Raw genomic sequence first — 21,960 nt, 5'->3', positions numbered from 1 at the left:
TCACGGCAAAGCGGTCCGCCGGGAACGGCGACGCGGTTCCGCCGGATCACGGCACCAGATCGTGACGCCGGGGCTCGACGCGTGGGGAGCGCCTCGCCTCGACGGACGCGGTTCGAGGCGGCGAGGCGGCGATGCGGCACGGGGGCCGGTTCCTTGCCGTCCGGCCTCGGTGGCTTCTGGTCGCCCGGCCTCGGTCCGCCCGGGGCGTTCTGCTCCGGGCCACGGCGTGACCGTGGCCGCCGGTCCCGGCGCATGCGCCGTCCCCGTACGCTCGTCGGCATGAAAGCCCGCCCCACGGCCCGTTCCATCGGGAACGTGACGCGGGGAACCACCGGCCCCAACCGGCTGCGCCGCATGGACCGGTGGATCGCCGCCGTCCACGCTCCGCTGCTTCGCGGCCCGCTCCCGGACGGCACGCCGACCGGCGTCGGCGCCCGGCCCCCGGTCGCGGTCGACCTGGGATTCGGGGCCGCCCCGTGGACCGCCATCGAGCTGCTTCACCGGCTGCGCAAGGTGCACCCGGGAGTGCACGTCGTCGGGGTCGAGATCGACCCCGGGCGGGTCGCCACCGCGCGGCCGTACGAACGTGACGGCCTCACCTTCGTGCGCGGCGGTTTCGAGGTGCCGCTCCCGGACGGGGCGCGCCCCGTGCTGATCCGCGCCGCGAACGTGCTGCGTCAGTACGGGGAGGACGAGGTCGCGCCGGTGTGGGACCGGCTGTGCGGACGCCTGGCGGGACCCGGCGGGCTGCTGGTCGACGGCACCTGCGACGAGATCGGACGCCGGCACGTATGGGTGGCGCTGGGGCCCGAGGGACCGCGCACGGTCACCTTCGCGGCGCGGCTCGCGTCGCTGGCGACGCCGTCCGATCTGGCGGAGCGGCTGCCCAAGGCGCTGATCCACCGCAACGTTCCGGGGGAACCGGTGCACGCGTTCCTGCGCGACTTCGACCGTGCCTGGGCGGCTGCGGCCCCCTACGGGGCGCTGAGCGCCCGGCAGCGCTGGATGCGGGCGGTGGAGGCGGTGGCCGGCGAGTGGCCCGTGACGGACGGGCCGCGCCGGTGGCGGCAGGGCGAGGTCACCGTCGAGTGGTGGGCCCTCGCCCCGCGCGGCGGCTGACCACTGCTGAACTCTGCGCGGAGAGACCGCGGATGCCGCACTTCAGGCGGCGCTCGCCAGTTCGGCCCGCCCGAAGAGCAGGGCGTATCCGGGAGGCAGGTCGTCGAGCACCTGGCCCGTGAGGGCGTCGCCGCACACGTCCGCCAGCACCGACAGCACCGAGCCGACGTCCCAGCGGGCCGTCGCGGGCGTCGCGCCCTGCAGGCGCCCCTGGACCGACTCGACGAACTCCGGGCCGGTGAGCGGCTTCGTCGCCGGCAGCTGGTACCTCAGCGACTCCGCGGCCGTGGCGGGCAGCTGCGCTGCGACCTGCTCACGGACCTCGTCGCTCAGGTGACCGCCGAGCGCCGACAGTATTAACCGGACGACCTGCTTGGTCTGCTCGTCCGAGGTGTACCGGCCGTGCTCACGAACTTGGGCCACTAGTTCGCTCCATTGCATACCTTTTTGTCCCTTTCCTTTTTTCTTCCGTTCGACCTTGGAGGCCGCTCTCCGTCGTGCCCAGGAGAGCGGCCTCAAATGTGCAGCAGAGTCGCAGATCACATGAGAGTCAGGTCTCACCCGGAGATCTGCTTGGCACCCGAAGTGCCTCCGCTGATCTCGATCTTGCGGGGTTTCGCCTGTTCGGCGACCGGGATCCGGAGGGTCAGCACACCGGAGTCGTAGGAGGCGTCGATGCGCTCGGAGTCGAGGGTGTCGCCGAGGAAGAGCTGGCGGCTGAAGCGGCCCGAGGGGCGCTCCGCGGCGATCAGCTCCGCGTCCTCGGGGGCGGGCGAGCGGCGCTCGGCGTGGACGGTGAGCACGTTGCGCTCGACGTCGAGATCGATGGTCTCGGGGGCGACGCCGGGGAGGTCGAAGTGGATCACGAACTCGTCGCCGGAGCGGTAGGCCTCCATCGGCATCCCCGCAGGGCGCGACTGGGTTCCGAAGACCTGCTGGGTGAGGCGGTCGAACTCCCGGAACGGGTCGGTACGCATGAGCATCACTGGTCATCTCCTTCCGTGGATTGCACGTCGTGCGATGCCATGTGCCTTGTTATATACACCAACCCGAGGAAAGTTGACAACCGGAGACTCAACTAACGCTCTTGACCAGGTCAGACGGCCTGCTGTGCCGCTTCCCGCTGCGACCCCGCCTGCTCGCCCTTCATCGCCCGCTGCCACAGCACGCCGAACTCGCGCCGAGCCGCCTCGGCCTCCTGACGCTGACCCGCGTGGAGCACGCCGAGCGCGTACGCGGTGGCGGGTGCGATGCGGGGCGTGCGGGCGGCAGCGGCGGCCGCCTCGGCCGCCTCCACCGAGTCGCGGTACCGGTCGAGCGCGGCGCTCGCCTGCCTGAGCAGCGGGTCCGGGCCCGCCTCGCCGCCGCCCTCGCTGCCGCGGCGGGCGGCACCGGACGCGCCGCCGCCGGGGTCGCCGGAAGCGGACCCGACGGTGGCGTCGGGAGGAGCACCGGCCGTGTGCAGCACCTCCTGCGCGTAACGGTGGTGCCGCAGCAGAGTCCGCACCTCGAGCCACGCGGCGTCCTGCCTGCTCTGCAGGCCGGGGCCGCCCCGCGCCGGCGGGACCTCCGGCGTCTCCTGCCCGTCGCGCGCCTCCTTCCCCTCCGGCGGCCGCGCCGACGCCCGCGCCGACGGCGGCAGAGCCTCGACCGCGCGGACGAGACTCGTCCTCGCGCGTTCCGCCATCGGCACCAGCACTGCAGCCGCGCTGCCCTCTTCCGCGCCCGCCGCCAGCGGCACCTCGTAGGCCAGCACGGCCACCGCGTCCGCGACCGCGTGGAAGCGGGAGGAGACCAGCGTCTCCAGCGCGGCCGAGTGGGCGCGGTTGCGGGCCAGGGTGTGCTGCCGCTCCAGCAGCGCCGCCGCCCGGTCCCCGCCCGCTCCCTCGACCGCCAGCCGGTGCAGCGCGGTGAGCAGCCGCCTCTGGCGTGCGGCACAGCGGTGCTCGCGGGCGAGCGTGCCCGAGACATGGCGCAGCTCACCGCTCAGTTCGTCCGCCCAGGCGGCGTCGACGAGCGGGCGGTACGTGAGGAGCGCGGAGCCTATGCGCCGGGACGCCCGCCGCAGCCGGCGCACCGCTTCCTCCGCCGCGGCGGCCGTCTGCGCGCTGCCCGCGTTCTCCCGGTGCATGCGCAGGCTGCGCATGAAGCCGGCCGCCCACGCGTGCAGGCTCTCGCTGAGCACTCCGGCCGGATCGGCGCTCTCCAGCGCCGCGGGCACGGCGAGACCGCCCGCTTGTCCCGTCACGGCTGCGTCACCCCCTCACCCCCGTCGTTGCGAACTCCGTGTCCCTCAGCCGGGCGCCGGTCCGCGCCGGCGCCTGCGGCGCTCGATCATCGATTCCTGGATGTTGCGCAGCGGGCGGCCCTCCGCGTCGTGCGCGTGCCGCGTCCACTCCCCGTCGGGACCGAGGTGCCACGAACTGGTCTCGTCGGACATCCCCGTATCCAGCAGCTTCGTCAGCGCCACCCGGTGCGCGGGATCGGGTACGCGCACGAGCGCCTCGATGCGGCGGTCGAGGTTGCGGTGCATCATGTCGGCGCTGCCGAGCCACACTTCCGGGTCGCCGCCGTTCCCGAAGGCGAATATCCGCGAGTGCTCCAGGAACCGCCCGAGGACGCTGCGCACCCGCACCGTCTCGCTCAGGCCCGGGACGCCGGGGCGCAGCGCGCAGATGCCGCGCACCCACAGGTCCACGGGCACGCCCGCGCGCGAGGCGCGGTAGAGCGCGTCGATGACCGCCTCGTCGACGATCGAGTTGACCTTGAAGCGCACGTACGCCGGCTCTCCCGCGCGGTGCTGGTGGATCTCCCGCTGGATGCGCGCGATCAGCCCGTCCCGCAGCGAGGTGGGCGCGACGAGCAGCCTCCGGTAGGTCTCGCGCCGCGAGTAGCCGGACAGCCGGTTGAACAGGTCGGACAGGTCCGCGCCGACATCCTGGTCCGCGGTGAGCAGCCCCAGGTCCTCGTAGAGGCGTGCCGTCTTGGGGTGGTAGTTGCCGGTGCCGACGTGGGCGTAGCGGCGCAGCGTGTCCCCCTCCTGCCGCACCACCAGCGACAGCTTGCCGTGCGTCTTGAGCCCGACCAGGCCGTGCACGACGTGGCAGCCGGACTCCTCCAGCTTCCGCGCCCACTTGATGTTGGCCTGCTCGTCGAAGCGTGCCTTGATCTCGACGAGCACCAGCACCTGCTTCCCGGACTCGGCGGCGTCTATCAGGGCGTCGACGATCGGCGAGTCGCCGGAGGTGCGGTACAGCGTCTGCTTGATCGCCAGTACGTCCGGGTCCGCCGCAGCCTGCTCCAGGAAGGCCTGGACGGAGGTGGAGAAGGAGTCGTAGGGGTGGTGCAGCAGCACGTCACGCTCGCGCAGCGCGGCGAAGACGTCCGGCGGCTGCGCGGACTCCACCTGGGCCAGATCGCGCTGCGTGCCCGCCACGAACTTCGGGTACTTCAGGTCCGGCCGGTCCAGGTCGTGGACGATCCCGGACAGGCCCGTCAGGTCCAGCGGCCCCGGCAGCGGACAGACCTCGGCCTCGGAGACGTTGAGCTCCCGCACGAGCAGGTCCAGCACGTGGGGGTCGATCGACTCCTCGACCTCCAGGCGCACCGGAGGGCCGAAGCGGCGGCGCAGCAGCTCCTTCTCCAACGCATGGAGAAGGTTCTCGACGTCGTCCTCCTCCACCTCCAGGTCCTCGTTGCGCGTCACCCGGAACATGTGGTGCCCCAGCACCTCCATGCCGGGGAACAGCTCCTCCAGGTGCGCGGCGATGACGTCCTCGACGGGCACGTACCGGTGCGGCGAGGCCTCCAGGAAACGCGAGAGCAGCGGCGGAACCTTCACGCGTGCGAAGTGCTGGTGGCCGCTGACCGGGTTGCGCACGACGACGGCGAGGTTGAGGGAGAGCCCGGAGATGTACGGGAAGGGGTGCGCCGGGTCGACGGCGAGCGGCGTGAGCACCGGGTAGATCCGCTGCCGGAAGAGGGTGAAGAGGCGTGCCTGCTCCTTGTCCGTCAGCCCGTCCCAGCGGATCAGGTGCAGGCCCTCCTCGGCGAGGGCCGGTGCGATGACGCGCTGGTAGCAGCCGGCGTGCCGGGCCATCAGCTCGCGCGAGCGCGTCCAGATCTGGTCCAGGACCTCACGCGGCTGGAGTCCGGACGCGGAGCGGGTGGCGACGCCGGTCGCGATGCGGCGCTTGAGACCGGCCACGCGGACCATGAAGAACTCGTCCAGGTTGCTGGCGAAGATCGCGAGGAAGTTGGCGCGCTCCAGCAGCGGCACCTCCTCGTCCTCGGCGAGCTCCAGCACTCTTTCGTTGAACGCCAGCCAGCTGCGTTCACGGTCGAGGAACCGGTCGTGGGGCAGATCGTCCGCGCCGCCGTCCGCCTGCCCGGCCGCGGCGTCCGCCGGGTAGATGTCCGGGTCGGAGTCGAGATCCGGGGCGAGGTCGGGGACGGTGCCGCCGTTGCGGCCGGTGGGCAGGGCGGACGGGGCGGACGGGGCGGACGGGGCGGACGGGGCGGACGGGGCGGACGGGGCGGCGTACGCGACGCCGTCACGGTTGTCGTCGTCGGGGCCCTGGAGGCTTCCGGGGCGGGATTCGGCGGATGAGGGGGACTCGGACGGGGCTCGCGAGGTGGGCTCGCTCATCACTCCATTGTTCCGCGCGCCGGCGACTGCGGCAGGGGGTAGGGCGCGGAGGCGACGACGGGAGGGGAGCTGCATTCCGCGATGCTCACAAGCCCGTCTTAATCAGCGGTTACGCCCACATGGCCACCGGGCGAGCGCCACACCACCGGCACACGCCGCGGGAGTCCTCGCGAGCGTCCCCGCGGGAGTCCTCGCGAGCGTCCCCGCGCCCGGACCGGGTCCGGCACGCAGCCGCACGCCGGAGGGTGCCGGCACGGAGCCGGGCCGCAGGGGACGGTACGGCATTCCGGCCGCCCCGCCGGCCCCGTGGGTGCATCCGTGTCAGCCCCCGCGGGGCCGGTCAGCTCTCCGTGCGGTACATCAGGTCCGTCTCGTACGTCGTGAAACCCAGCCGTTCGTAGACGCTGACGGCGGCGAAATTGTCCGCGTCGACGTAGAGCATCGCGGTCGGCAGCCCCCTGTCACGCTCCAGGTGGCGCAGCCCGACCGCCGTGAGCGCCTTGCCGAGCCCGCCGCCCTGCTCCCCGGGAGCCACACCCAGCACATAGACCTCGCCGAGCTGCTCCGCGCTGTGCACCTTCGTCCAGTGGAAGCCGACCAGCGTGCCCTCCCGCTCGGCGAGGAAGAAACCCGACGGGTCGAACCAGGGCTGCGCCTTCCTGTCGTCCAGGTCGCGCTGGGTGAGGCTGCCCTGCTCGGGGTGGTGCGCGAACGACGAGGCGTTCAGGGCCAGCCAGGCCGCGTCGTCCTCACCGGGACGGAAGGTGCGAAGCGTGACCCCCTCGGGGAACACCGGCTCCGGCAGCTCGGGCACGGAAGCCGAGACGGCGGACGCGGTCAACGGGCGCCGCATCTGGCGCAGTTCGCGGAACAGGCTGAGCCCGAGCACCTGCGCCAGATGCCGTGCGGCGGGGTGGCCGCCGTGCGCCCACACGCGCAGCCGCTTGCCGGACTCCTTCAGCAGTGCCTGCCCGAGCTGACGCCCGTAGCCGCGTCCGCGGTGCGCGGGGTGAACCGCGAACTCGCCGGTCGGCGGTTCGACGGGATCGGTGTCCTCGAGCTGTGCGTAGCCGACGAGTTCGCCGTCCTGCCGCAGCAGGAGATGCCGCACGCCGGCACGCGGCCCGCCGCGCAGCTGGAGCCGGCCCTGCTCGGAGAGGGGGGACTGACCGTCCGTACGGGCCGACTCGTCGATCAGCGACTGCGCATCCCGCACGACGTCGGCCGACGCCTCATCCACTACCACCACGTCGCTCATGAACACGACCTTACGAGACGCCGACGACACTCCATCTCCCGCCCACCTCCCGCCGACCTCCCGTCCGTCACGAACGAGGCGGCGACGCCGAGGTCCCGCCCCGGTCCGTGACGGACGGCCGCCTCCGAGGTCAAGCAGCGGAACCGTACGGGGAGTTGGCGCGCGCCTCACGCAGCGCGTTCCCCCACCACTCCAGCTGGCGCAGCATCCCCTTGGCGGCGGCCGCGCTGCCCTCCTCGTCGCGGGGGCGGCCGTCCTCGTCGAAGCGCTCCCACGCCGTGTGGAAGCTGAGCGTCTCGCGGACGGTGACGGTGTGCAGTTCGGCGAAGACCTGCCGCAGATGCTCCACGGCGCGCTGGCCGCCCGCCATTCCGCCGTACGAGACGAACCCGGCCGGCTTGGCCTGCCACTCGTCACGGAACCAGTCGATCGTGTTCTTCAGCGCCGCCGGGAAGCTGTGGTTGTACTCGGGAGTGACGATCACGAAGGCGTCCGCAGCGCCGAGCCGCCGGGACAGCCCACTGTGCACGGCCGCCACCCGCGGCGGCAGCGGCGTGCCGAACTCCGGGAAGGCGACGGGCAGTTCGTGTTCCGCCTCGGCGAGGTCGATGACGTCGACGTCATAGGAGCCGTACTTGCGCGCCTCGTCGGCGAACCAGGCCGAGACGACCGGGCCGAACCGGCCCGCCCTGACGCTGCCGACGATGACGGCCAGCCGCAGGAGCCCGCCGGGCCTCTCCGGCCCTCCGGCGGTGGCCGCCGTCCCTTCCCCGGTCTCCGCCGTGCCCGCGGTTCCTGCCGTGCCTGCCGTACCTGCTGTGCCTGCCGTGTCCGATGCGCCTGTCATGAGTCTGCTCCCTCTGCTCGGTCTCCGGGTTGCGGCTTCCTGTGGGCACGCCGTGACGTGCGGCTGCCGCGAGTGACCGAGCCAGGTTCAGACATGAAGTTCAGTTGAAGTCAAGCTTTCCGCTCCGGCCGCGGTGCCGCGCGCCCCCGGCCGGTCCCAGGTTCGGGTCGAGCCTCGGGCACCGTCCCGGGCGCCGTCCCTGGGCCGGGCGCCGTCGCACCGCCGGTCTCCGCACCGGCCCCGGCCCCGGCACCGGCCCCGGCCCCGGGCTCGGGCTCGGGCTCGGCCCCGGCCTCGGGCTCGGGCTCGGGCTCGGGCTCCGGCGATCCCGGCAGGTCCAGCACCGCCACCGTGCCGCCGCCCTCCGCCGGCTCCAGGGAGACCTCACCGCCCGACTGCCGCGCCGTACGGGCCACGATGGACAGCCCGAGCCCCGAGCCCGGCTGACTCCGCGCCGACGGGGAACGCCAGAACCGGTCGAAGACATAAGGGAGTTCGTCTTCCGCGATGCCCGGACCGCGATCGCGCACCCACAGCGTGCCCCCGCTCAGCACGGCCTCGACGGTGCCGCCCTCCGGGCTGAACTTCACCGCGTTGTCGAGCAGGTTGACGACGGAACGCTCCAGCGCCGCCGGCTCCCCGTGCACGTACCACGGCTCCGTCCGCACCGTGACCGGGATGCCGGCGCTGCGCAACCGCACGCGTTCCGCGGCCCGTTCGGTGATGTCGTGCAGCGCGATGCCCGCGACCGGGCCGCCGAACGGCGGCATCTCACGGGAGAGTTCCTGCAAGTCCCCGACGAGCGCCCCGAGTTCGCTCATCTGCGCCCTGACCGACTCCAGCAGCGCCCGGCGGTCCTCCGCGGGCAGCGAACGGCCCGTCTCCTCGCTCCGCACGAGGAGTTCGATGTTGGTACGGAGCGAGGTCAGCGGAGTGCGCAGCTCGTGCCCCGCGTCGGCGATGAGCTGCTGCTGCAGCTCGCGCGAGGAGGCCAGCGCCGCCGTCATCGAGTTGAACGAACGTGAGAGGCGGGCGATCTCGTCGTTTCCCTCGGCGGGAATGCTCACACCGAGGTCCTCCGTACGGGCGATGTGCTCGACGGCGCCGGTGAGCCGGTCCACGGGCCGCAGCCCCGCCCGCGCCAGCACGACCCCCGCCCCGGCGGCGGCGAACACGCCGGTGCCTCCGACGAGCGCGAGGATCAGCGCGAGGTTCCGCAGGGACCTGTCGGTCTCCGTGAGCGGCCGCGCCACCGAAACCGCCACGTCGGTGCCCTCGACGGGCGTGGTCAGCACCCGGTAGTCGGGCCCGGAGCCGCCCTCGCTGCGGGCGGTGTGCACCGACTCGTCCTGCCGGTGCTCCGCCACGCGCTCGTCGCCCTGCGAGACCTCGACCCTGCTGCCGACGATCACGCAGCTCCTGCCGTGCCGGTCGACGACCTGGACGGTCGCGTCGAAGGGGTTGGGGGCTCTCTCGTCGGCCGGCGAACACTGGCCGGAAGTGAGCTGACCGACGACGAAGCTGGGGTCGACACGGCTGTTGCTGCGCAGCGACTCGTCCAGCGAACCGATCAACTGTGCCCTCACGAGGAACCAGCAGGCCGTCGCGCACGCCGCCACCGCGAGCGCGACCGTCACCGCCGCGAGCATCGCCAGACGGGAACGCAGCGCCGGAGCCGGCAGCCGGAACCGGCGTTTCGCGCCCGCCGCACGCGGCAGTCTCACGCCCCGTCGTCCCTGAGCACGTATCCGACGCCCCGCACCGTGTGAACGAGACGGGACTCACCCCCGGCCTCGGTCTTGCGGCGCAGATACATCACGTACACGTCCAGGGAGTTGGACGACGGCTCGAAGTCGAAACCCCAGACGGACTTGAGGATCTGCTCCCGCGTGAGCACCTGGCGCGGGTGCGAGAGGAACATCTCCAGCAGCATGTACTCGGTGCGGCTCAGCTCCACCGTGCGCGGGCCCCTGGACACCTCCATCGTTCCCAGGTCCATCCGCAGATCGCCGAAGACGAGGGATTCGGGGCCGGCACCGCGGCCTGCGGGAGCGCCGCTCACGCCCTCCCCCTGGGCATTGCTGCCCTGGGGGTGCCTCCCCCAGGGCCGCAGGCCCGGGGGGAGGTGCCCCCGGCCGTCCCCGCCGACGCCGGCGCCCGCCTGCTCCCGTGCGTACGAGGTGCGCCGCAGCAGTGCCCGTATGCGCGCCAGCAGTTCGTCCAGCTCGAACGGCTTGACGAGATAGTCGTCCGCTCCGGCGTCGAGGCCCGTGACGCGGTCGCCGACCGTGTCGCGCGCCGTCAGCATCAGGATGGGCGTGCGCCGGCCCGTGTCGCGCAGGCGGCGCGCGACGGACAGCCCGTCCATGCGCGGCATCAGCACGTCGAGCAGGATCAGGTCCGGTCCGTACGACGCCGCCTTCTCCAGGGCCTCCAGACCGTCCCCGGCGAGTTCGGTCCCGTAGCCCTCGAAGGCGAGGCTGCGGCGCAGCGCGTCCCGCACGGCGGGCTCGTCGTCGACGATCAGCACCTTCATGGCCACCATGAACCCAAGCCTCGCACCGTGCGGGCACGGGCCGCGTGTCAGTCGTGTCACAGGGCAGGCGGGCGGCCCGGGGCGCGGGCGGCCCAAGAGGCGGCAGGGAGCCGGAACGGCAGGCGGAGAGGGAGTGGGAGCGCGGCGTCAGCGGCGCGGGGGCAGGGCGAGGCGTCAGCGGCGCGGGGGTTCCCCGCACCCGCACGAGCGCCGCACCACGAGTCCCGCCGGGAACTGCCGCACCCGCTGCCGCTGGGAACCGGCGACCCGCAGCCCGTCGTCCAGGACCAGATCGACGGCCGCCTTCGCCATGCCCTCGCGGTCGGAGCCGACCGTGGTGAGCGGCGGGTCCGTCAGTCCCGCCTCCTTCACGTCGTCGAAGCCGGCGACGGCCAGGTCCTGCGGGACGTCCAGGCCGAGTTCGCGCGCCGCGCGCAGCACGCCGAACGCCTGGTCGTCGGTGGCGCAGAAGACGGCGGTGGGACGGTCCGGGCGGCCCAGCAGGTCGAGCGCCAGCTGGTAGGTGCCGTACCGGTTGTACGGGGACTGGTAGAGGCGGCCGTCCACGGAGCGCCCGGCCTCCGCCATCGCGCGGGACCAGCCCTCGACGTGGTCGGTGACCGGGTCGCCCGACTCGGGGGTGGAATCGATGCCGCCGAGACAGGCGACATACTCGTGGCCGTGATCCAGCAGGTGGCGGGTGGCCAGCTGCGCACCGCCGACGTCGTCGAGCACGACCGCCACGTCGTCGATGGCCTCGGGGCGGCGGTGCAGCAGCACGACGCGGGCGTCCCAGGCGTCTATCTCCACCGCGGCGTGCTCGCTGGGGCCCTGGCTGATGAGGATCAGACCCGAGACGCGCATCCCCAGGAAGGCCCGCAGGTAATGCACCTCGCGCTCGTCGAGGTAGTCGGAATTGCCGACGAGGACCATCTTTCCGCGCTCGGCGGCGGCCTGCTCGACGGCGTGGGCGAGTTCCGCGAAGAAGGGCTGCCGGGCGTCGGGGACGATGAGACCTATGAGGTCCGTGCGGCGCGAGGCCATCGCCTGCGCGACTCTGTCCGGCCGGTAGCCCAGCTCCTTGATGGCCGCCAGCACGCGCTCACGCGTGGCCGGAGCGACGGGCCTCGGCCCGTTGTTGATCACATAGCTGACAACCGCGGTCGACGTACCCGCAAGTCTTGCCACATCGTCCCGCGTCACCCTGGCCACCCGGGCAGTCTACGCGTGGAGCATCCGGCCGTTCAGGGGCCTCGGGGTTCCGGCCGGCGGCGCTCCGGGCGCCCGCCCACCGGCCGCTTCGCGGGCGGACTCGCGGACTCCGCGGAGGACTGCGCGACGGAGTCCACGCAGCGGAGTCCGCGAACGCCGATTCCGTGCCCGGCACGGGCCCGTGTCAGCCTCGAACCCGTGTCAGCTGCAGGTGAACCTGGCAGGGCAACCTGTCACAGCAACCTGTCAGGTCACCCGGCGCCGTCGCCCGCGGCCTCCCGCACCAGGCGGGTGGCCTCGTCGGTCACGGCACGCGCGTCGGCTTTCGCCTGCTTCTCCTGCGGCGTCTTCCCCTCCTTCTTCTCCGGGGAGACGAAGCGGTATCCGACGTTGCGTACGGTGCCGATCAGCGACTCGTGCTCGGGGCCGAGCTTCGCGCGCAGGCGCCGTACGTGCACGTCCACGGTGCGGGTACCGCCGAAGTAGTCGTAGCCCCACACCTCCTGGAGCAGCTGGGCGCGGGTGAAGACGCGGCCCGGGTGCTGAGCCAGGTACTTCAGCAGCTCGAACTCCTTGAAGGTCAGGTCCAGGACCCGGCCCTTCAGCTTCGCGCTGTAGGTGGCCTCGTCGACGGACAGGTCGCCGTTGCGGATCTCGGTCGGCTCGTCCTCCGCGCCGCCCTGCATCCGGCCCAGGGCGAGACGCAGCCGCGCCTCGACCTCGGCGGGGCCCGCGCTCTCCAGCAGAACGTCGTCGACGCCCCACTCCGCGGTGACGGCGGCCAGACCGCCCTCCGTGACGATGAGGATCAGCGGGCAGCCGGGGCCCGTCTGGTGCAGCAGCTGGCACAGCGAGCGGACCTGGGGCAGGTCGCGGCGCCCGTCGACGAGGATGGCGTCGGCTCCGGGGGTGTTCACGAGAGCCGCCCCTTCGGCCGGTGCCACGCGCACGTTGTGCAGCAGCAGACCGAGGGCTGGAAGCACTTCGGTGGAGGGCTGGAGGGCGTTCGTCAGCAGGAGTAGCGAACTCACGTCAGATCCTTCCTCGGTCCCGCTCGGGACTTCGGTACGGCTCGGCACTGCTTCGTACGTATGCGCTCCTGAAGGCACGGGCTCCTGAAAGCACAAAAGGACCCGGGGGCGGCGCTGCCCGGATCCTTCACTCAGAGCAGAATAGCGGACATGGGCGACGATGCGGAGTGTGAGTTCGCTCGCTCCGGTGCCGACACCGGCACCGCGGGTGACCCCGGCGCCGCTCCGGACCTACGGCAAGGGCCCGGGGAGAGGGCGGTGCTGCGGACCTCCGACGGGGTGCGGATCGAGGCCGCGTACGACCCGTACGAGGGCAGCGGCGGCCACGGCGGAAGCGCGGAAGCCCCGGGCGCGATCGTGCTCGCACACGGCTTCAGCGGTTCCGTGGACCGGCCGGCACTGCGCCGGGCCGTGCGGGTGTTCACGCAGTACGGAGCCGTGATCACCTTCTCGTTCCGTGGTCACGGCGGCTCCGGCGGCCACTCGACGGTCGGCGATCTCGAAGTCCTCGATGTGGCGGCGGCGGTGGGCTGGGCCCGGTCCCTCGGTCATGCGCGGGTGGCGACGGTCGGCTTCTCGATGGGCGGCTCCGTCGTCGTCCGGCACGGCGCGCTGCACCGTCCCACGGCCCACGAAAGGCGCGAAGGTCACGAGGGGCACGAGGGGCGGGAGGCGCACGAGGGGCGCACGGTCGCACGGGCCGGCACGGAGCACCCCGGCACCGGGCCGGCCGGACCGGCCGAACACTCCGACGCGGTCGTGGCGGTGAGCGCACCGGCCCGCTGGTACTACCGCGGGACCGCTCCGATGCGCCGGCTGCACTGGGTGATCCAGAAGCCGGTGGGACGGCTCGTCTCCCGCTACGGGCTGCGCACCCGCATCCACCCCCACGACTGGGATCCGGTACCGCTCTCGCCGGTGGCCGCAGCACCGCTGCTGGCGCCGACCCCCTTGCTCGTCGTGCACGGCGACCAGGACCGGTACTTCCCCGTCGACCACCCCGACTCCCTTGCGGCGGCGGGCGATCCGGACTGCACCGAGCTGTGGCTGATCGAGGGCTTCGGTCATGCCGAGAACGCGGCGGAGCCGGAACTCCTGCACCGGATCGGAAGTTGGGTCGGCCGTCAGTGGCCGGACCCCGCCGCGGGCCCGGCATGATGGGTCGCGCAACGACGCGCGATCCGTACGTACGGGCCCGTCCCGTGCTGCCGCGGCAGGACCGTGAGGCGGACCGCGGTCCGGCGGAGCGGCGGCAGGACAGGACGGCGCGGTCCCGCGGGACGGACAGGCTGAGAGGGCAGGACCCACGATGGCGAGTGGCACGATCCGCTACTGGGCGGCGGCGAAAGCCGCGGCCGGTACGGCCGAGGAGCACTACGAGGCGGCGACGCTCGCCGACGCGCTGGACGGCGCCCGCGAGCGTCACACCGGACGTCCGGACTTCGCGCGTGTGCTGATGCGCTGCTCCTTCCTCGTGGACGGCGACCCCGTCGGCAAGCGCGAGCACGACGCGGTGCGGCTCAGCGAGGGCGGCACCGTCGAGGTCCTCCCGCCGTTCGCCGGGGGTGCCGCATGACCGAGAACTCCCGCTCCCGTCCGGGCACGCAGCACCAGCACCCGAACCAGCCGCAGTCGCAGTCGCGTTCCGGCGTGTACGGGCAGTCGCAGCCGCTGCCGTCCGCCGTCACCGCCACCGCCACTGGCAGGGGCGTTGCCGCCGGCAGCACCGGCACCGGTGGCACTACTGCCGGCAGTGGCAGTGGCGGCGGTGCGCGGGCCGACGCCCCGCCGGCCCGCTCCACGGGTTCCCCGCTCATCGCTCCCGGGCTGCTGCCCGCGGCCGTGACCACGGCGCTCGCCCTGTTCGTCGCGGGTGCCGCGCAGATCGGCGGGGCCGCGCTCGCCGTCGCCGTGGCGCTGCTCCAGGCGGTGACGGCGGCCGGCTGGTTCCGCCTGAACGGGATGTGGCCCGCCCGCCAGGGCATCGCGCTCGCCTTTCTGGCGGGAGTGGCGACGGACGTCTCCCTGTTGCTCGCCGACAGCGGCCACGCGCCCGCCGTGATCATCGGGACGCTCGGCATGTGGTGTGTGCTGACGCTTGTGCTGCATCTGCGCAACCTGTCCGGGCCGGACGAGCGCCTCTACGCGCTGACCGCGGCGTTCACGGCGACCGCCCTCACGGTGATCGCGGCCGGTTTCCTCGCCTCCCTCGACGCGGCGACGGCCGACGCCGTGACGGCCGGTGCCGCCGCCGTGGCGGTCGCCGCGCTGGCCCGCGCACTGCCGCTGCCGCCGTTCGTCTCACCCGCCGTCGCCCTGTTGGCGGCCGCGGGGGCGGGAATCGCAGCCGGGCAGCTGACCGTGCTCGGCGGTGACGGCGCGGCGACCGCTCCGGCGGCGGCGGGCGGCGTACTGGGCCTGGTGACGGGCGGATGCGCGCTGCTGGGGCTGCGGGTGGCGAGCTACGACTACCCGTCGCGGTTCGTCCACATGACGGCAGGTGTGGCACTGCCACTGACTCTGGCAGCGCCGGTCGTCTATCTGTTCGGCAGAGCGTTCGTCTGAGTGCTGCCGGGTTAGGCTCGCTGCTGTCCCGGAGTCTGTGAGGCCGCGTGAGGCCGTCCCGGTTTTCTCCGGGGCCGCAGCCCTCCCACTCGGCCCCCCGGGTCCGGGCGGGACCTCGTCAAGCACGGAAAGCCGCCCGGGAGCAGGGAGAGAACGCAGATGCGCGCACTACGCAGAGGGCTCATCGTCCTCTTCGTCCTCGCGGTGCTGTTCGTGGCCGCCGACCGGCTGGCGGTCAACATCGCCGAGGACAAGGCCGCCGAGAAGATCAAGACCTCCCCGGGCATCGCGTCCGCCGGGAAGACCTCGGTCGACATCAAGGGCTTCCCCTTCCTCACCCAGGTCGCGGCGCAGGAACTCAGCGAGGTCGACGCCGAGATGAGCGGCCTGAAGGCCGAGGCCTCCGGCGGCCGGCTGAAGGTCAACCGCATCGACGCCAAGCTCCAGGACATCCGTTTCAGCGGCGACTTCTCCTCGGCGGTCGCCGGCCGGGCGGACGGCACGGCGTTCGTCTCGTACGGAGAACTGACCAAGGCCGCCCTCGACGGCGTGAAGGTGGGCTGGGGCGGCAAGGACGGCAGCGGCCAGGGCAGGGTCAAGGTGAGCGCCGGTGTCACGGTGCTCGGCCAGAGCTTCCAGCGCAGCGTGACGAGCACGGTCAGCGTCGCGGGCGGTGACACGCTGAGGCTGCGGGCCGACAAGGTGCCGGGGGCGGACATCCCCGGTGTCGAGAACGCGATCCGCGGCAGGATCGACTTCGAGCGGAAGATCGCGGGACTTCCCGACGGGCTCGAACTGAAGAAGGTCGAACCCACGGTCGAGGGCATCGAGCTGACCGTCGGCGGCCAGGACGTGAAGCTCGGCCGCTGAGGTGGTCCCGGCGGCCGGGTCCGGCCGCAGACCCGGCCACGGCCGCTGACCGACCACGGCGGACCGCGGTCCCGGTTCACCGGCGGTCCCCGTTCACCGGCGGGCCGGCGGGCCCGGGCGGGACGGCTGCCGGAGGGCCCCGGGCCGGAGCCCAGGCCACCGCCCCGACTGCGTCCCACTTCACGAGACAGCAGCGTCCGCGACAGCGGCTTCCGGGCCGCCACGCGAGCACGCGTACCCCTCCGCGGGGGCGGCGGACCGAACAGACGTCCCAAATCGCGGTCGATCACGTCTCACGATGTGGATTCGCGGTGACACGAGCCCTCCGCCGTCCCTACGATCGTCCCCATGAAGCGACAGGCGGACCTCACGAAGCGGCGTGCAGTCGACCTCTGCCGCGTCGCCGCGATGCTCTGTCGCACTTCCTCCTGACGGCTGCCGGCCCGCCGGAGTTCGCATGAACCCGGTCGAAATGCCGAGCGCGAGTGCGCTGTCCTCGCCCCGGCCCGGGGGCACCACCCGGGCCGAAGGCCCCGGGGAGGCCCGGGCCGTACCCCCAGCCGTTCGTCCCGCCCCGCCGGTTCCCCGGCCACCGCACGGTCTTCGGTGCCGTGCGGCCACGACCCCGACGTACGTGCGCCTCCGCATCGCCGTCCTGATACCGCACCCGTACCCGTACCTCCACAGCCACGCGTGGGAGGTGCCCCGCCATCCGCTACCTGCCCGGAGGAGAAACCATGAGCCGCAGTGACGTCCTCGTAGACGCCGACTGGGTCCAGGACCGCGTCGACGACCCGAAGACGGTCATCGTCGAGGTCGACGAGGACACCTCGGCCTACGACAAGAACCACATCAAGAACGCAGTGCGCATCGACTGGAAGCAGGACCTCCAGGACCCGGTCCGCCGCGACTTCGTCGACCAGGCGGGCTTCGAGAAGCTCCTGTCCGAGAAGGGCATCTCCAACGACGACACCGTCGTCCTCTACGGCGGCAACAACAACTGGTTCGCCGCATACGCCTACTGGTACTTCAAGCTCTACGGCCACCAGGACGTGAAGCTGCTCGACGGCGGCCGCAAGAAGTGGGAGCTGGACTCCCGCGACCTGGTCGCCGAGGTGCCCACCCGCGCGAAGACCGAGTACAAGGCCAAGCCGCAGGACACCTCCATCCGTGCCTTCCGCGACGAGGTCGTCGACGCGATCGGCACCAAGAACCTGGTCGACGTGCGCTCCCCCGACGAGTTCAGCGGCAAGCTGCTCGCCCCGGCCCACCTGCCGCAGGAGCAGTCCCAGCGCCCGGGCCACGTGCCGAGCGCCCGCAACATCCCGTGGTCGAAGTCGGCCAACGACGACGGCACCTTCAAGTCCGACGAGGAACTGAAGGAGCTGTACGAGGGCGAGGGCGTCGACCTGGGCAAGGACACCATCGCCTACTGCCGCATCGGTGAGCGCTCCGCTCACAGCTGGTTCGTCCTGCACGAGCTGCTGGGCCAGCAGAACGTCAAGAACTACGACGGCTCCTGGACCGAGTACGGCTCGCTGGTCGGCGTCCCCGTCGCCGTCGGCACCGAAGACTGACTCCCCCTGGGGTACCCCCACCCGGGCCGGCCCCGATCCGATCAGAACCGAAGGGAACTTTCATGTGCGGAGCCAAGGCAGGCGGTCCCGACGCCTCCACCATCAAGCCCGGTGAGACCACGATCCAGGGCAGCGTGACACGCGACGGCGAGCCCGTCACCGGGTACGTGCGGCTGCTGGACGCCGGCGGCGAGTTCACGGCGGAGGTTCCCACGTCCGCCACCGGCCAGTTCCGCTTCTACGCGGCAGAGGGCACCTGGACGGTCCGCGCACTGGTGCCGGGCGGCACCGCGGACCGTACGGTCGTCGCGCAGGACGGCGGCCTGTCGGAGGTCGCCATCGCCGTGTGACCACCCGGAGCGGACCGCCCGGCAGGGCGGCCCGCTGACGGGCAAAGGGCCGCGCCCGGGTACGCCCGGTGCGCGGCCCTTCGTGCGCGGCGCACGGCCCGGCCCGTCCGCGGCATAGGCTTGCCGCATGGCAGCAGCATCAGCAGGCAAGAAGCTCGTGATCAAGGTGACGGCGGGCGCGGACGCGCCGGAGCGCTGCTCACAGGCCTTCACCGTCGCCGCGGTCGCGGCAGCCAGCGGCGTGGAGGTGTCGCTCTGGCTCACCGGGGAGTCGGCGTGGTTCGCACTGCCCGGACGGGCCGAGGAGTTCGAACTGCCGCACGCGGCGCCGCTGCCGGAGCTGATCTCCGGGGTGCAGGCCGGGGGCCGGATCACGCTGTGCACGCAGTGCGCCGCCCGACGCGGCATCGAGGAGAAGGACGTGCTGGAGGGTGTCCGTATCGCGGGCGCCCAGGTCTTCGTCAGCGAGATCATGGGTGAGGGCGTGCAGGCGCTCGTCTACTGACGCGTCCTTCGCGCTTTGCCCGTCTTTCCCCGTCCTGTGTCCCCGTCCTGTGACCCCGTCGCGGCACTCTTATCGCCGACGCGTCCGCTCGTCCGCTGCGTCCGCTCCGCCCGCGCATCCACCCGCATCCGATACGTCCGGTGCATCCGGTACGTCCCGTGAGCCTGCCGTCTCCCGGACAGGCCGTGTACGGGCCCTTCCGCGACGCCGATTAGACTCGGGCCCGTACGGCGTCCCACGTTCCCCGCGGGGCGGCCCGTACGCCGAGGAACACCCACGACGAACGATCCGAGGAGCACACCCCGTGCTTGAGGCATTCTTCACCGCGCTGATGGTCCTGGTCTGCGTCGGCACCGTGGCCTTCGCCGGTCTCGCGTTCAAGAAGCTCTACCAGGGGCAGCGTTAGTCCCCCTGGGCCTGGCGGGCCCGGGTGGGGGTCCCCCCAGCGCAGCGAGGGGGCGTACCCCCACCCCTGGGCCTGGCGGGCCCGGGTAGGGGTCCCCCCAGCGCAGCGAGGGGGCGTACCCCCACCCCTGGGCCCTGGCGGCCCGGGAGGTACCTCAGCGCAGCCTCCTCCCCTGGGCCTCGCGGCCCGGGAGGCATCCCCGTCCGTACCGACCGTCTGAGTTCCCATGATCGAGATCCCGTCCGACCTGCACCCGGACCTCGTCCCCCTCGCCTTCCTGCTCGGCAACTGGCAGGGAGCGGGCGTCGCCGCCCTCGACAGAGAGGACGGTCCAGGCACCGACAAGTGCAACTTCGGGCAGGAAGTCACCTTCAGCCACGACGGCCGTGACTTCCTCGAGTACGTCTCGCACAGCTGGCAGCTCGACGAGGAGGGCGAGAAGATCCGCCCCCTGGAGACCGAGAGCGGCTACTGGCGCATCGACTCCGAGCGCAAGGTCGAGGTCGTGATGATCCGCGACCAGGGCATCGCCGAGGTCTGGTACGGGGAACTGGCCGACCAGAAGCCCCAGATCGACCTCGCCACCGACGCGATCGCCCGCACGCCGTCCTCCGCCGAGTACAGCGGAGGCAAGCGCCTCTACGGCTACGTGAACGGCGACCTGATGTGGGTCGGGGAGCGCGCCGCCCCCGGAGTACCGCTCCAGCCGTACATGTCCGCCCAGCTGAAGAAGGCCGTCGACCTGCGCGGGATCGCCAAGGACCTGAGTGAGAAGGACGGCGATCTGCCCGACGACGGCATCGCCTTCTTCAAGTGAGCGGCGGTTCTACACTGTCGATGTGGTGACGACCGACTGGCAGAGCGACCTGAGGGCGCGCGGATACCGCCTCACTCCGCAGCGCCAGCTCGTGCTGGAAGCCGTCGACAAGCTGGAGCACTCGACGCCCGACGACATCCTCGCCGAAGTGCGCCGCACCGCGGGCGGCGTGAACATCTCCACCGTCTACCGGACCCTGGAGCTCCTCGAGGAACTCGGTCTCGTCTCGCACGCGCACCTCGGCCACGGCGCCCCGACGTACCACCTCGCCGACCGGCACCACCACATGCACCTGGTGTGCCGGGACTGCACGGAGGTGATCGAGGCTGATCTGTCGGTGGCCGAGCCGTTCGCGGAACGCCTGCTCGCCACCTTCGGCTTCGACACCGACATGAAGCACTTCGCCATCTTCGGCCGCTGTGCGAAGTGCTCCGCGCAGACCTCCGGGACCGCGGAACCGACCGAGCCGGACTCCGGGCCGGCAGGGCAACCTGCGCCCGGGCCCCGGGGCGCGGAGACCGGGGAACGCTCCTGCAGGGGCGGCCGCGGGCCGTCGTAGGCTGGTCGTATGTCCTCCAACCTCCCCCTTGGGCCTTGTGGCCCTGGGGGTACCCCCATCCGCTGCCTCCTCGTGCTGTCCGGTGATGCCGCATGAATTCCCCCCTGCTGTCGTTGCCCGGCGCCGTCGCCGCCGAGGGCCAGGACGAAGGTGTCGCCGCGCACTACGGCGACCTCTTCCGGGAACAGCGGTCCCTGGCCGAGGGCGAGGGCTTCGTCGACCTCTCCCACCGCGGGGTCGTCACCGTCTCCGGCGCGGACCGGCTCTCCTGGCTGCATCTGCTGCTGACGCAGCACGTCAGCGAACTCCCGGCGGGGCACGCCACGGAGGCCCTGATCCTCTCGGCGAACGGACACATCGAGCACGCGCTCTACCTCGTCGACGACGGGGAGACGGTGTGGATGCACACCGAACCCGGCACACAGGGCGCGCTGATCGCGTACCTGGAGAGCATGCGGTTCTTCTACCGCGTCGAAATCGCCGACCGGACCGAGGAGGTCGCCGTCGTGCACCTGCCGGCGGGCTCCATCACGGAGGCGCCGGAAGGGACCGTCGTACGGGAGACGGCGCACGGCCGTGACCTGTTCCTGCCCCGCTCCTCCCTGAAGTCCTTCGCGGAGTCCGGCCCCGCGGCGATCGGCCTGCTCGCGTACGAGGCGCTCCGCGTCGAGGACCGCCGCCCGCGGCTGGGCATGGAGACCGACCACCGCACGATCCCGCACGAGCTGGGATGGCTGGGCACGGCCGTGCATCTCGAGAAGGGCTGCTACCGCGGCCAGGAGACCGTCGCCCGCGTGAACAACCTCGGCAAGCCTCCCCGGCGGCTCGTCTTCCTCCACCTCGACGGCAGCGAGGTGCGCCTCCCCGTGCACGGGGACGCCGTGCGGCTCGCCGGCGACGGACCGGACGGTCGCAAGCTCGGCTTCGTCACCACCTCCGCCCGGCACCACGAACTCGGGCCCATCGCACTGGCGTTGGTCAAGCGCAACGTGCCCGTGGACGCGGCGCTGGCGGTCGGCGAGGACGCGACGGCAGCGGCGCAGGAGGTCGTCGTCGCGCCCTGACGGAGGGCCGGGCTCCCGGCCTCTGGTCTCCGGGCCTCTGCTCTCCGGGCCTCTGGGCCGCAGGGACCGAACGGGTCGGCTCCCGAGCGGCGCCGGGAGGGGTCGGCTCCCGAGCAGCACCGGGAGTGTTCAGACCTCGAGCAGCACCGTGAACGGGCCGTCGTTCGTCAGCGTCACCCTCATCTTCGCGCCGAAGCTGCCCGTGGCCACCTCGGCCCCCAATTCCCGCAGCTGCTCCACCACTTCGTCCACCAGGGGTTCCGCGACGGGGCCGGGGGCCGCTGCATTCCACGTGGGGCGGCGGCCCTTGCGCGCGTCGCCGTAGAGCGTGAACTGGCTGACGACGAGGAGCGGCGCACCCACGTCCGAGCAGGACTTCTCGCCATCGAGGATCCTCAACGACCAGAGCTTGCGGGCCAGTTGAGCGGCCTTGGCCGTCGTGTCGTCGTGGGTCACGCCGACCAGCACGCACAGTCCCTCGCCGGCGATCTCCCCGGTCGTCCGTCCGTCCACGACGACACTTGCGCCGTCCACTCTCTGCACCACAGCTCGCATGGCAGCCATCATGCACTGCGGCTCGGCGATCTGTTCGTATG

General features: G+C 72.4%; 22 protein-coding genes and 2 pseudogenes. 12 read left to right on the top strand and 12 right to left on the bottom strand.

Features of this window, described 5'->3' with window-relative positions:
• Positions 1 to 279: 279 nt before the first annotated feature.
• Complete coding sequence (locus H180DRAFT_RS00425) at positions 280 to 1,119, top strand: hypothetical protein (RefSeq protein WP_055484416.1); 840 nt, start codon at positions 280 to 282, stop codon at positions 1,117 to 1,119.
• 42 nt (positions 1,120 to 1,161) lie between these two features.
• On the opposite strand, the gene H180DRAFT_RS00420 is transcribed toward H180DRAFT_RS00425, so the two are convergent.
• The 11 genes and pseudogenes from H180DRAFT_RS00420 to H180DRAFT_RS00370 form a co-directional block, all read right to left on the bottom strand.
• Complete coding sequence (locus H180DRAFT_RS00420) at positions 1,162 to 1,542, bottom strand: DUF2267 domain-containing protein (protein WP_254665807.1); 381 nt, start codon at positions 1,540 to 1,542, stop codon at positions 1,162 to 1,164.
• A 134-nt stretch (positions 1,543 to 1,676) separates the two neighbouring features.
• Positions 1,677 to 2,102 (bottom strand): Hsp20/alpha crystallin family protein, encoded by a 426-nt coding sequence (locus tag H180DRAFT_RS00415; RefSeq protein WP_055483951.1) that lies wholly within the window; start codon positions 2,100 to 2,102, stop codon positions 1,677 to 1,679.
• 113 nt (positions 2,103 to 2,215) lie between these two features.
• Positions 2,216 to 3,367, bottom strand: a complete 1,152-nt coding sequence (locus tag H180DRAFT_RS00410; protein WP_055483950.1) for a CHAD domain-containing protein — start codon at positions 3,365 to 3,367, stop codon at positions 2,216 to 2,218.
• Positions 3,368 to 3,412: 45 nt separating this feature from the next.
• Positions 3,413 to 5,767, bottom strand: a complete 2,355-nt coding sequence (locus H180DRAFT_RS00405) for an RNA degradosome polyphosphate kinase (RefSeq protein ID WP_074466532.1) — start codon at positions 5,765 to 5,767, stop codon at positions 3,413 to 3,415.
• A gap of 340 nt (positions 5,768 to 6,107) precedes the next feature.
• Positions 6,108 to 7,025, bottom strand: a complete 918-nt coding sequence (gene mshD / locus H180DRAFT_RS00400) for a mycothiol synthase (RefSeq protein ID WP_055484415.1) — start codon at positions 7,023 to 7,025, stop codon at positions 6,108 to 6,110.
• 130 nt (positions 7,026 to 7,155) lie between these two features.
• Complete coding sequence (locus H180DRAFT_RS00395) at positions 7,156 to 7,872, bottom strand: NADPH-dependent FMN reductase (RefSeq protein ID WP_079099730.1); 717 nt, start codon at positions 7,870 to 7,872, stop codon at positions 7,156 to 7,158.
• Between the two features lie 110 nt (positions 7,873 to 7,982).
• Entirely contained in the window at positions 7,983 to 9,521 is a 1,539-nt protein-coding gene (locus H180DRAFT_RS00390) for a sensor histidine kinase (protein WP_175437710.1), read from the bottom strand.
• A gap of 71 nt (positions 9,522 to 9,592) precedes the next feature.
• Positions 9,593 to 9,898, bottom strand: a pseudogene (locus H180DRAFT_RS30885) (winged helix-turn-helix domain-containing protein); the annotation flags it as partial.
• A 144-nt stretch (positions 9,899 to 10,042) separates the two neighbouring features.
• Positions 10,043 to 10,417 (bottom strand): annotated as a pseudogene (locus H180DRAFT_RS30880) (response regulator); the annotation flags it as partial.
• Between the two features lie 165 nt (positions 10,418 to 10,582).
• Positions 10,583 to 11,620 carry a LacI family DNA-binding transcriptional regulator gene (locus H180DRAFT_RS00375; RefSeq protein ID WP_055483949.1) on the bottom strand — a complete coding sequence of 346 codons (1,038 nt, stop codon included), beginning with the start codon at positions 11,618 to 11,620 and terminating at the stop codon, positions 10,583 to 10,585.
• 251 nt (positions 11,621 to 11,871) lie between these two features.
• The gene (locus tag H180DRAFT_RS00370) at positions 11,872 to 12,651 is read right to left on the bottom strand and encodes a response regulator transcription factor (RefSeq protein ID WP_055483948.1); all 780 of its coding nucleotides are present in this window, start codon (positions 12,649 to 12,651) and stop codon (positions 11,872 to 11,874) included.
• Between the two features lie 261 nt (positions 12,652 to 12,912).
• Here H180DRAFT_RS00370 and H180DRAFT_RS00365 point away from each other — a divergent pair, with 261 nt between their 5' ends.
• The 11 genes from H180DRAFT_RS00365 to H180DRAFT_RS00315 all read left to right on the top strand — a co-directional run bounded on the left by H180DRAFT_RS00365 (position 12,913) and on the right by H180DRAFT_RS00315 (position 21,364).
• On the top strand, positions 12,913 to 13,809 hold the full coding sequence (locus H180DRAFT_RS00365; protein WP_055484412.1) for an alpha/beta hydrolase family protein: 897 nt from the start codon (positions 12,913 to 12,915) through the stop codon (positions 13,807 to 13,809).
• Positions 13,810 to 13,960: 151 nt separating this feature from the next.
• A complete protein-coding gene (locus H180DRAFT_RS00360) occupies positions 13,961 to 14,227 on the top strand; it encodes a MoaD/ThiS family protein (RefSeq protein WP_055483947.1) in 267 nt (88 codons plus the stop codon).
• Positions 14,224 to 15,216 carry a hypothetical protein gene (locus H180DRAFT_RS00355; protein ID WP_055483946.1) on the top strand — a complete coding sequence of 331 codons (993 nt, stop codon included), beginning with the start codon at positions 14,224 to 14,226 and terminating at the stop codon, positions 15,214 to 15,216. Before H180DRAFT_RS00360 ends, H180DRAFT_RS00355 begins: the two co-directional genes overlap by 4 nt.
• A gap of 159 nt (positions 15,217 to 15,375) precedes the next feature.
• On the top strand, positions 15,376 to 16,086 hold the full coding sequence (locus tag H180DRAFT_RS00350; protein WP_055483945.1) for an LmeA family phospholipid-binding protein: 711 nt from the start codon (positions 15,376 to 15,378) through the stop codon (positions 16,084 to 16,086).
• Between the two features lie 348 nt (positions 16,087 to 16,434).
• Positions 16,435 to 16,518 carry an Ms5788A family Cys-rich leader peptide gene (locus H180DRAFT_RS30875; protein WP_368073103.1) on the top strand — a complete coding sequence of 28 codons (84 nt, stop codon included), beginning with the start codon at positions 16,435 to 16,437 and terminating at the stop codon, positions 16,516 to 16,518.
• A 305-nt stretch (positions 16,519 to 16,823) separates the two neighbouring features.
• On the top strand, positions 16,824 to 17,663 hold the full coding sequence (locus H180DRAFT_RS00340; RefSeq protein ID WP_055483944.1) for a sulfurtransferase: 840 nt from the start codon (positions 16,824 to 16,826) through the stop codon (positions 17,661 to 17,663).
• A 62-nt stretch (positions 17,664 to 17,725) separates the two neighbouring features.
• On the top strand, positions 17,726 to 18,013 hold the full coding sequence (locus H180DRAFT_RS00335) for a DUF1416 domain-containing protein (protein ID WP_028437798.1): 288 nt from the start codon (positions 17,726 to 17,728) through the stop codon (positions 18,011 to 18,013).
• Between the two features lie 127 nt (positions 18,014 to 18,140).
• Positions 18,141 to 18,518: a DsrE family protein gene (locus H180DRAFT_RS00330; protein WP_055483943.1), complete on the top strand. Its 378-nt coding sequence runs from the start codon at positions 18,141 to 18,143 to the stop codon at positions 18,516 to 18,518.
• A 632-nt stretch (positions 18,519 to 19,150) separates the two neighbouring features.
• A complete protein-coding gene (locus H180DRAFT_RS00325; RefSeq protein ID WP_055483942.1) occupies positions 19,151 to 19,741 on the top strand; it encodes a heme-binding beta-barrel domain-containing protein in 591 nt (196 codons plus the stop codon).
• Positions 19,742 to 19,763: 22 nt separating this feature from the next.
• Positions 19,764 to 20,300, top strand: a complete 537-nt coding sequence (locus H180DRAFT_RS00320; protein ID WP_055483941.1) for a Fur family transcriptional regulator — start codon at positions 19,764 to 19,766, stop codon at positions 20,298 to 20,300.
• Between the two features lie 92 nt (positions 20,301 to 20,392).
• On the top strand, positions 20,393 to 21,364 hold the full coding sequence (locus H180DRAFT_RS00315) for a CAF17-like 4Fe-4S cluster assembly/insertion protein YgfZ (protein ID WP_055483940.1): 972 nt from the start codon (positions 20,393 to 20,395) through the stop codon (positions 21,362 to 21,364).
• Between the two features lie 129 nt (positions 21,365 to 21,493).
• On the opposite strand, the gene dtd is transcribed toward H180DRAFT_RS00315, so the two are convergent.
• Complete coding sequence (dtd, locus tag H180DRAFT_RS00310) at positions 21,494 to 21,919, bottom strand: D-aminoacyl-tRNA deacylase (protein WP_055483939.1); 426 nt, start codon at positions 21,917 to 21,919, stop codon at positions 21,494 to 21,496.
• Between the last annotated feature and the right edge of the window lie 41 nt (positions 21,920 to 21,960).

It is taken from the genome of Streptomyces sp. WMMB 322 (genome assembly GCF_900090145.1).
GTDB lineage: Bacteria > Actinomycetota > Actinomycetes > Streptomycetales > Streptomycetaceae > Streptomyces.
Note: the sequence above shows the minus strand (reverse complement) of the source record. Positions and strands in the feature narration are given on the sequence as shown.

Excerpts from the sequence above, each read along its gene's own strand:
- H180DRAFT_RS00425 (WP_055484416.1), top strand. The coding sequence starts at position 280 with ATGAAAGCCCGCCCCACGGCCCGTTCCATCGGGAACGTGACGCGGGGA.
- H180DRAFT_RS00415 (WP_055483951.1), bottom strand. The coding sequence starts at position 2,102 with ATGCTCATGCGTACCGACCCGTTCCGGGAGTTCGACCGCCTCACCCAG.
- H180DRAFT_RS00405 (WP_074466532.1), bottom strand. The coding sequence starts at position 5,767 with ATGAGCGAGCCCACCTCGCGAGCCCCGTCCGAGTCCCCCTCATCCGCC.
- mshD (WP_055484415.1), bottom strand. The coding sequence starts at position 7,025 with ATGAGCGACGTGGTGGTAGTGGATGAGGCGTCGGCCGACGTCGTGCGG.
- H180DRAFT_RS00395 (WP_079099730.1), bottom strand. The coding sequence starts at position 7,872 with ATGACAGGCGCATCGGACACGGCAGGCACAGCAGGTACGGCAGGCACG.
- H180DRAFT_RS00390 (WP_175437710.1), bottom strand. The coding sequence starts at position 9,521 with ATGCTCGCGGCGGTGACGGTCGCGCTCGCGGTGGCGGCGTGCGCGACG.
- H180DRAFT_RS00360 (WP_055483947.1), top strand. The coding sequence starts at position 13,961 with ATGGCGAGTGGCACGATCCGCTACTGGGCGGCGGCGAAAGCCGCGGCC.
- H180DRAFT_RS00355 (WP_055483946.1), top strand. The coding sequence starts at position 14,224 with ATGACCGAGAACTCCCGCTCCCGTCCGGGCACGCAGCACCAGCACCCG.
- H180DRAFT_RS00350 (WP_055483945.1), top strand. The coding sequence starts at position 15,376 with ATGCGCGCACTACGCAGAGGGCTCATCGTCCTCTTCGTCCTCGCGGTG.
- H180DRAFT_RS30875 (WP_368073103.1), top strand. The coding sequence starts at position 16,435 with ATGAAGCGACAGGCGGACCTCACGAAGCGGCGTGCAGTCGACCTCTGC.
- H180DRAFT_RS00340 (WP_055483944.1), top strand. The coding sequence starts at position 16,824 with ATGAGCCGCAGTGACGTCCTCGTAGACGCCGACTGGGTCCAGGACCGC.
- H180DRAFT_RS00335 (WP_028437798.1), top strand. The coding sequence starts at position 17,726 with ATGTGCGGAGCCAAGGCAGGCGGTCCCGACGCCTCCACCATCAAGCCC.
- H180DRAFT_RS00330 (WP_055483943.1), top strand. The coding sequence starts at position 18,141 with ATGGCAGCAGCATCAGCAGGCAAGAAGCTCGTGATCAAGGTGACGGCG.
- H180DRAFT_RS00325 (WP_055483942.1), top strand. The coding sequence starts at position 19,151 with ATGATCGAGATCCCGTCCGACCTGCACCCGGACCTCGTCCCCCTCGCC.
- H180DRAFT_RS00315 (WP_055483940.1), top strand. The coding sequence starts at position 20,393 with ATGAATTCCCCCCTGCTGTCGTTGCCCGGCGCCGTCGCCGCCGAGGGC.
- dtd (WP_055483939.1), bottom strand. The coding sequence starts at position 21,919 with ATGCGAGCTGTGGTGCAGAGAGTGGACGGCGCAAGTGTCGTCGTGGAC.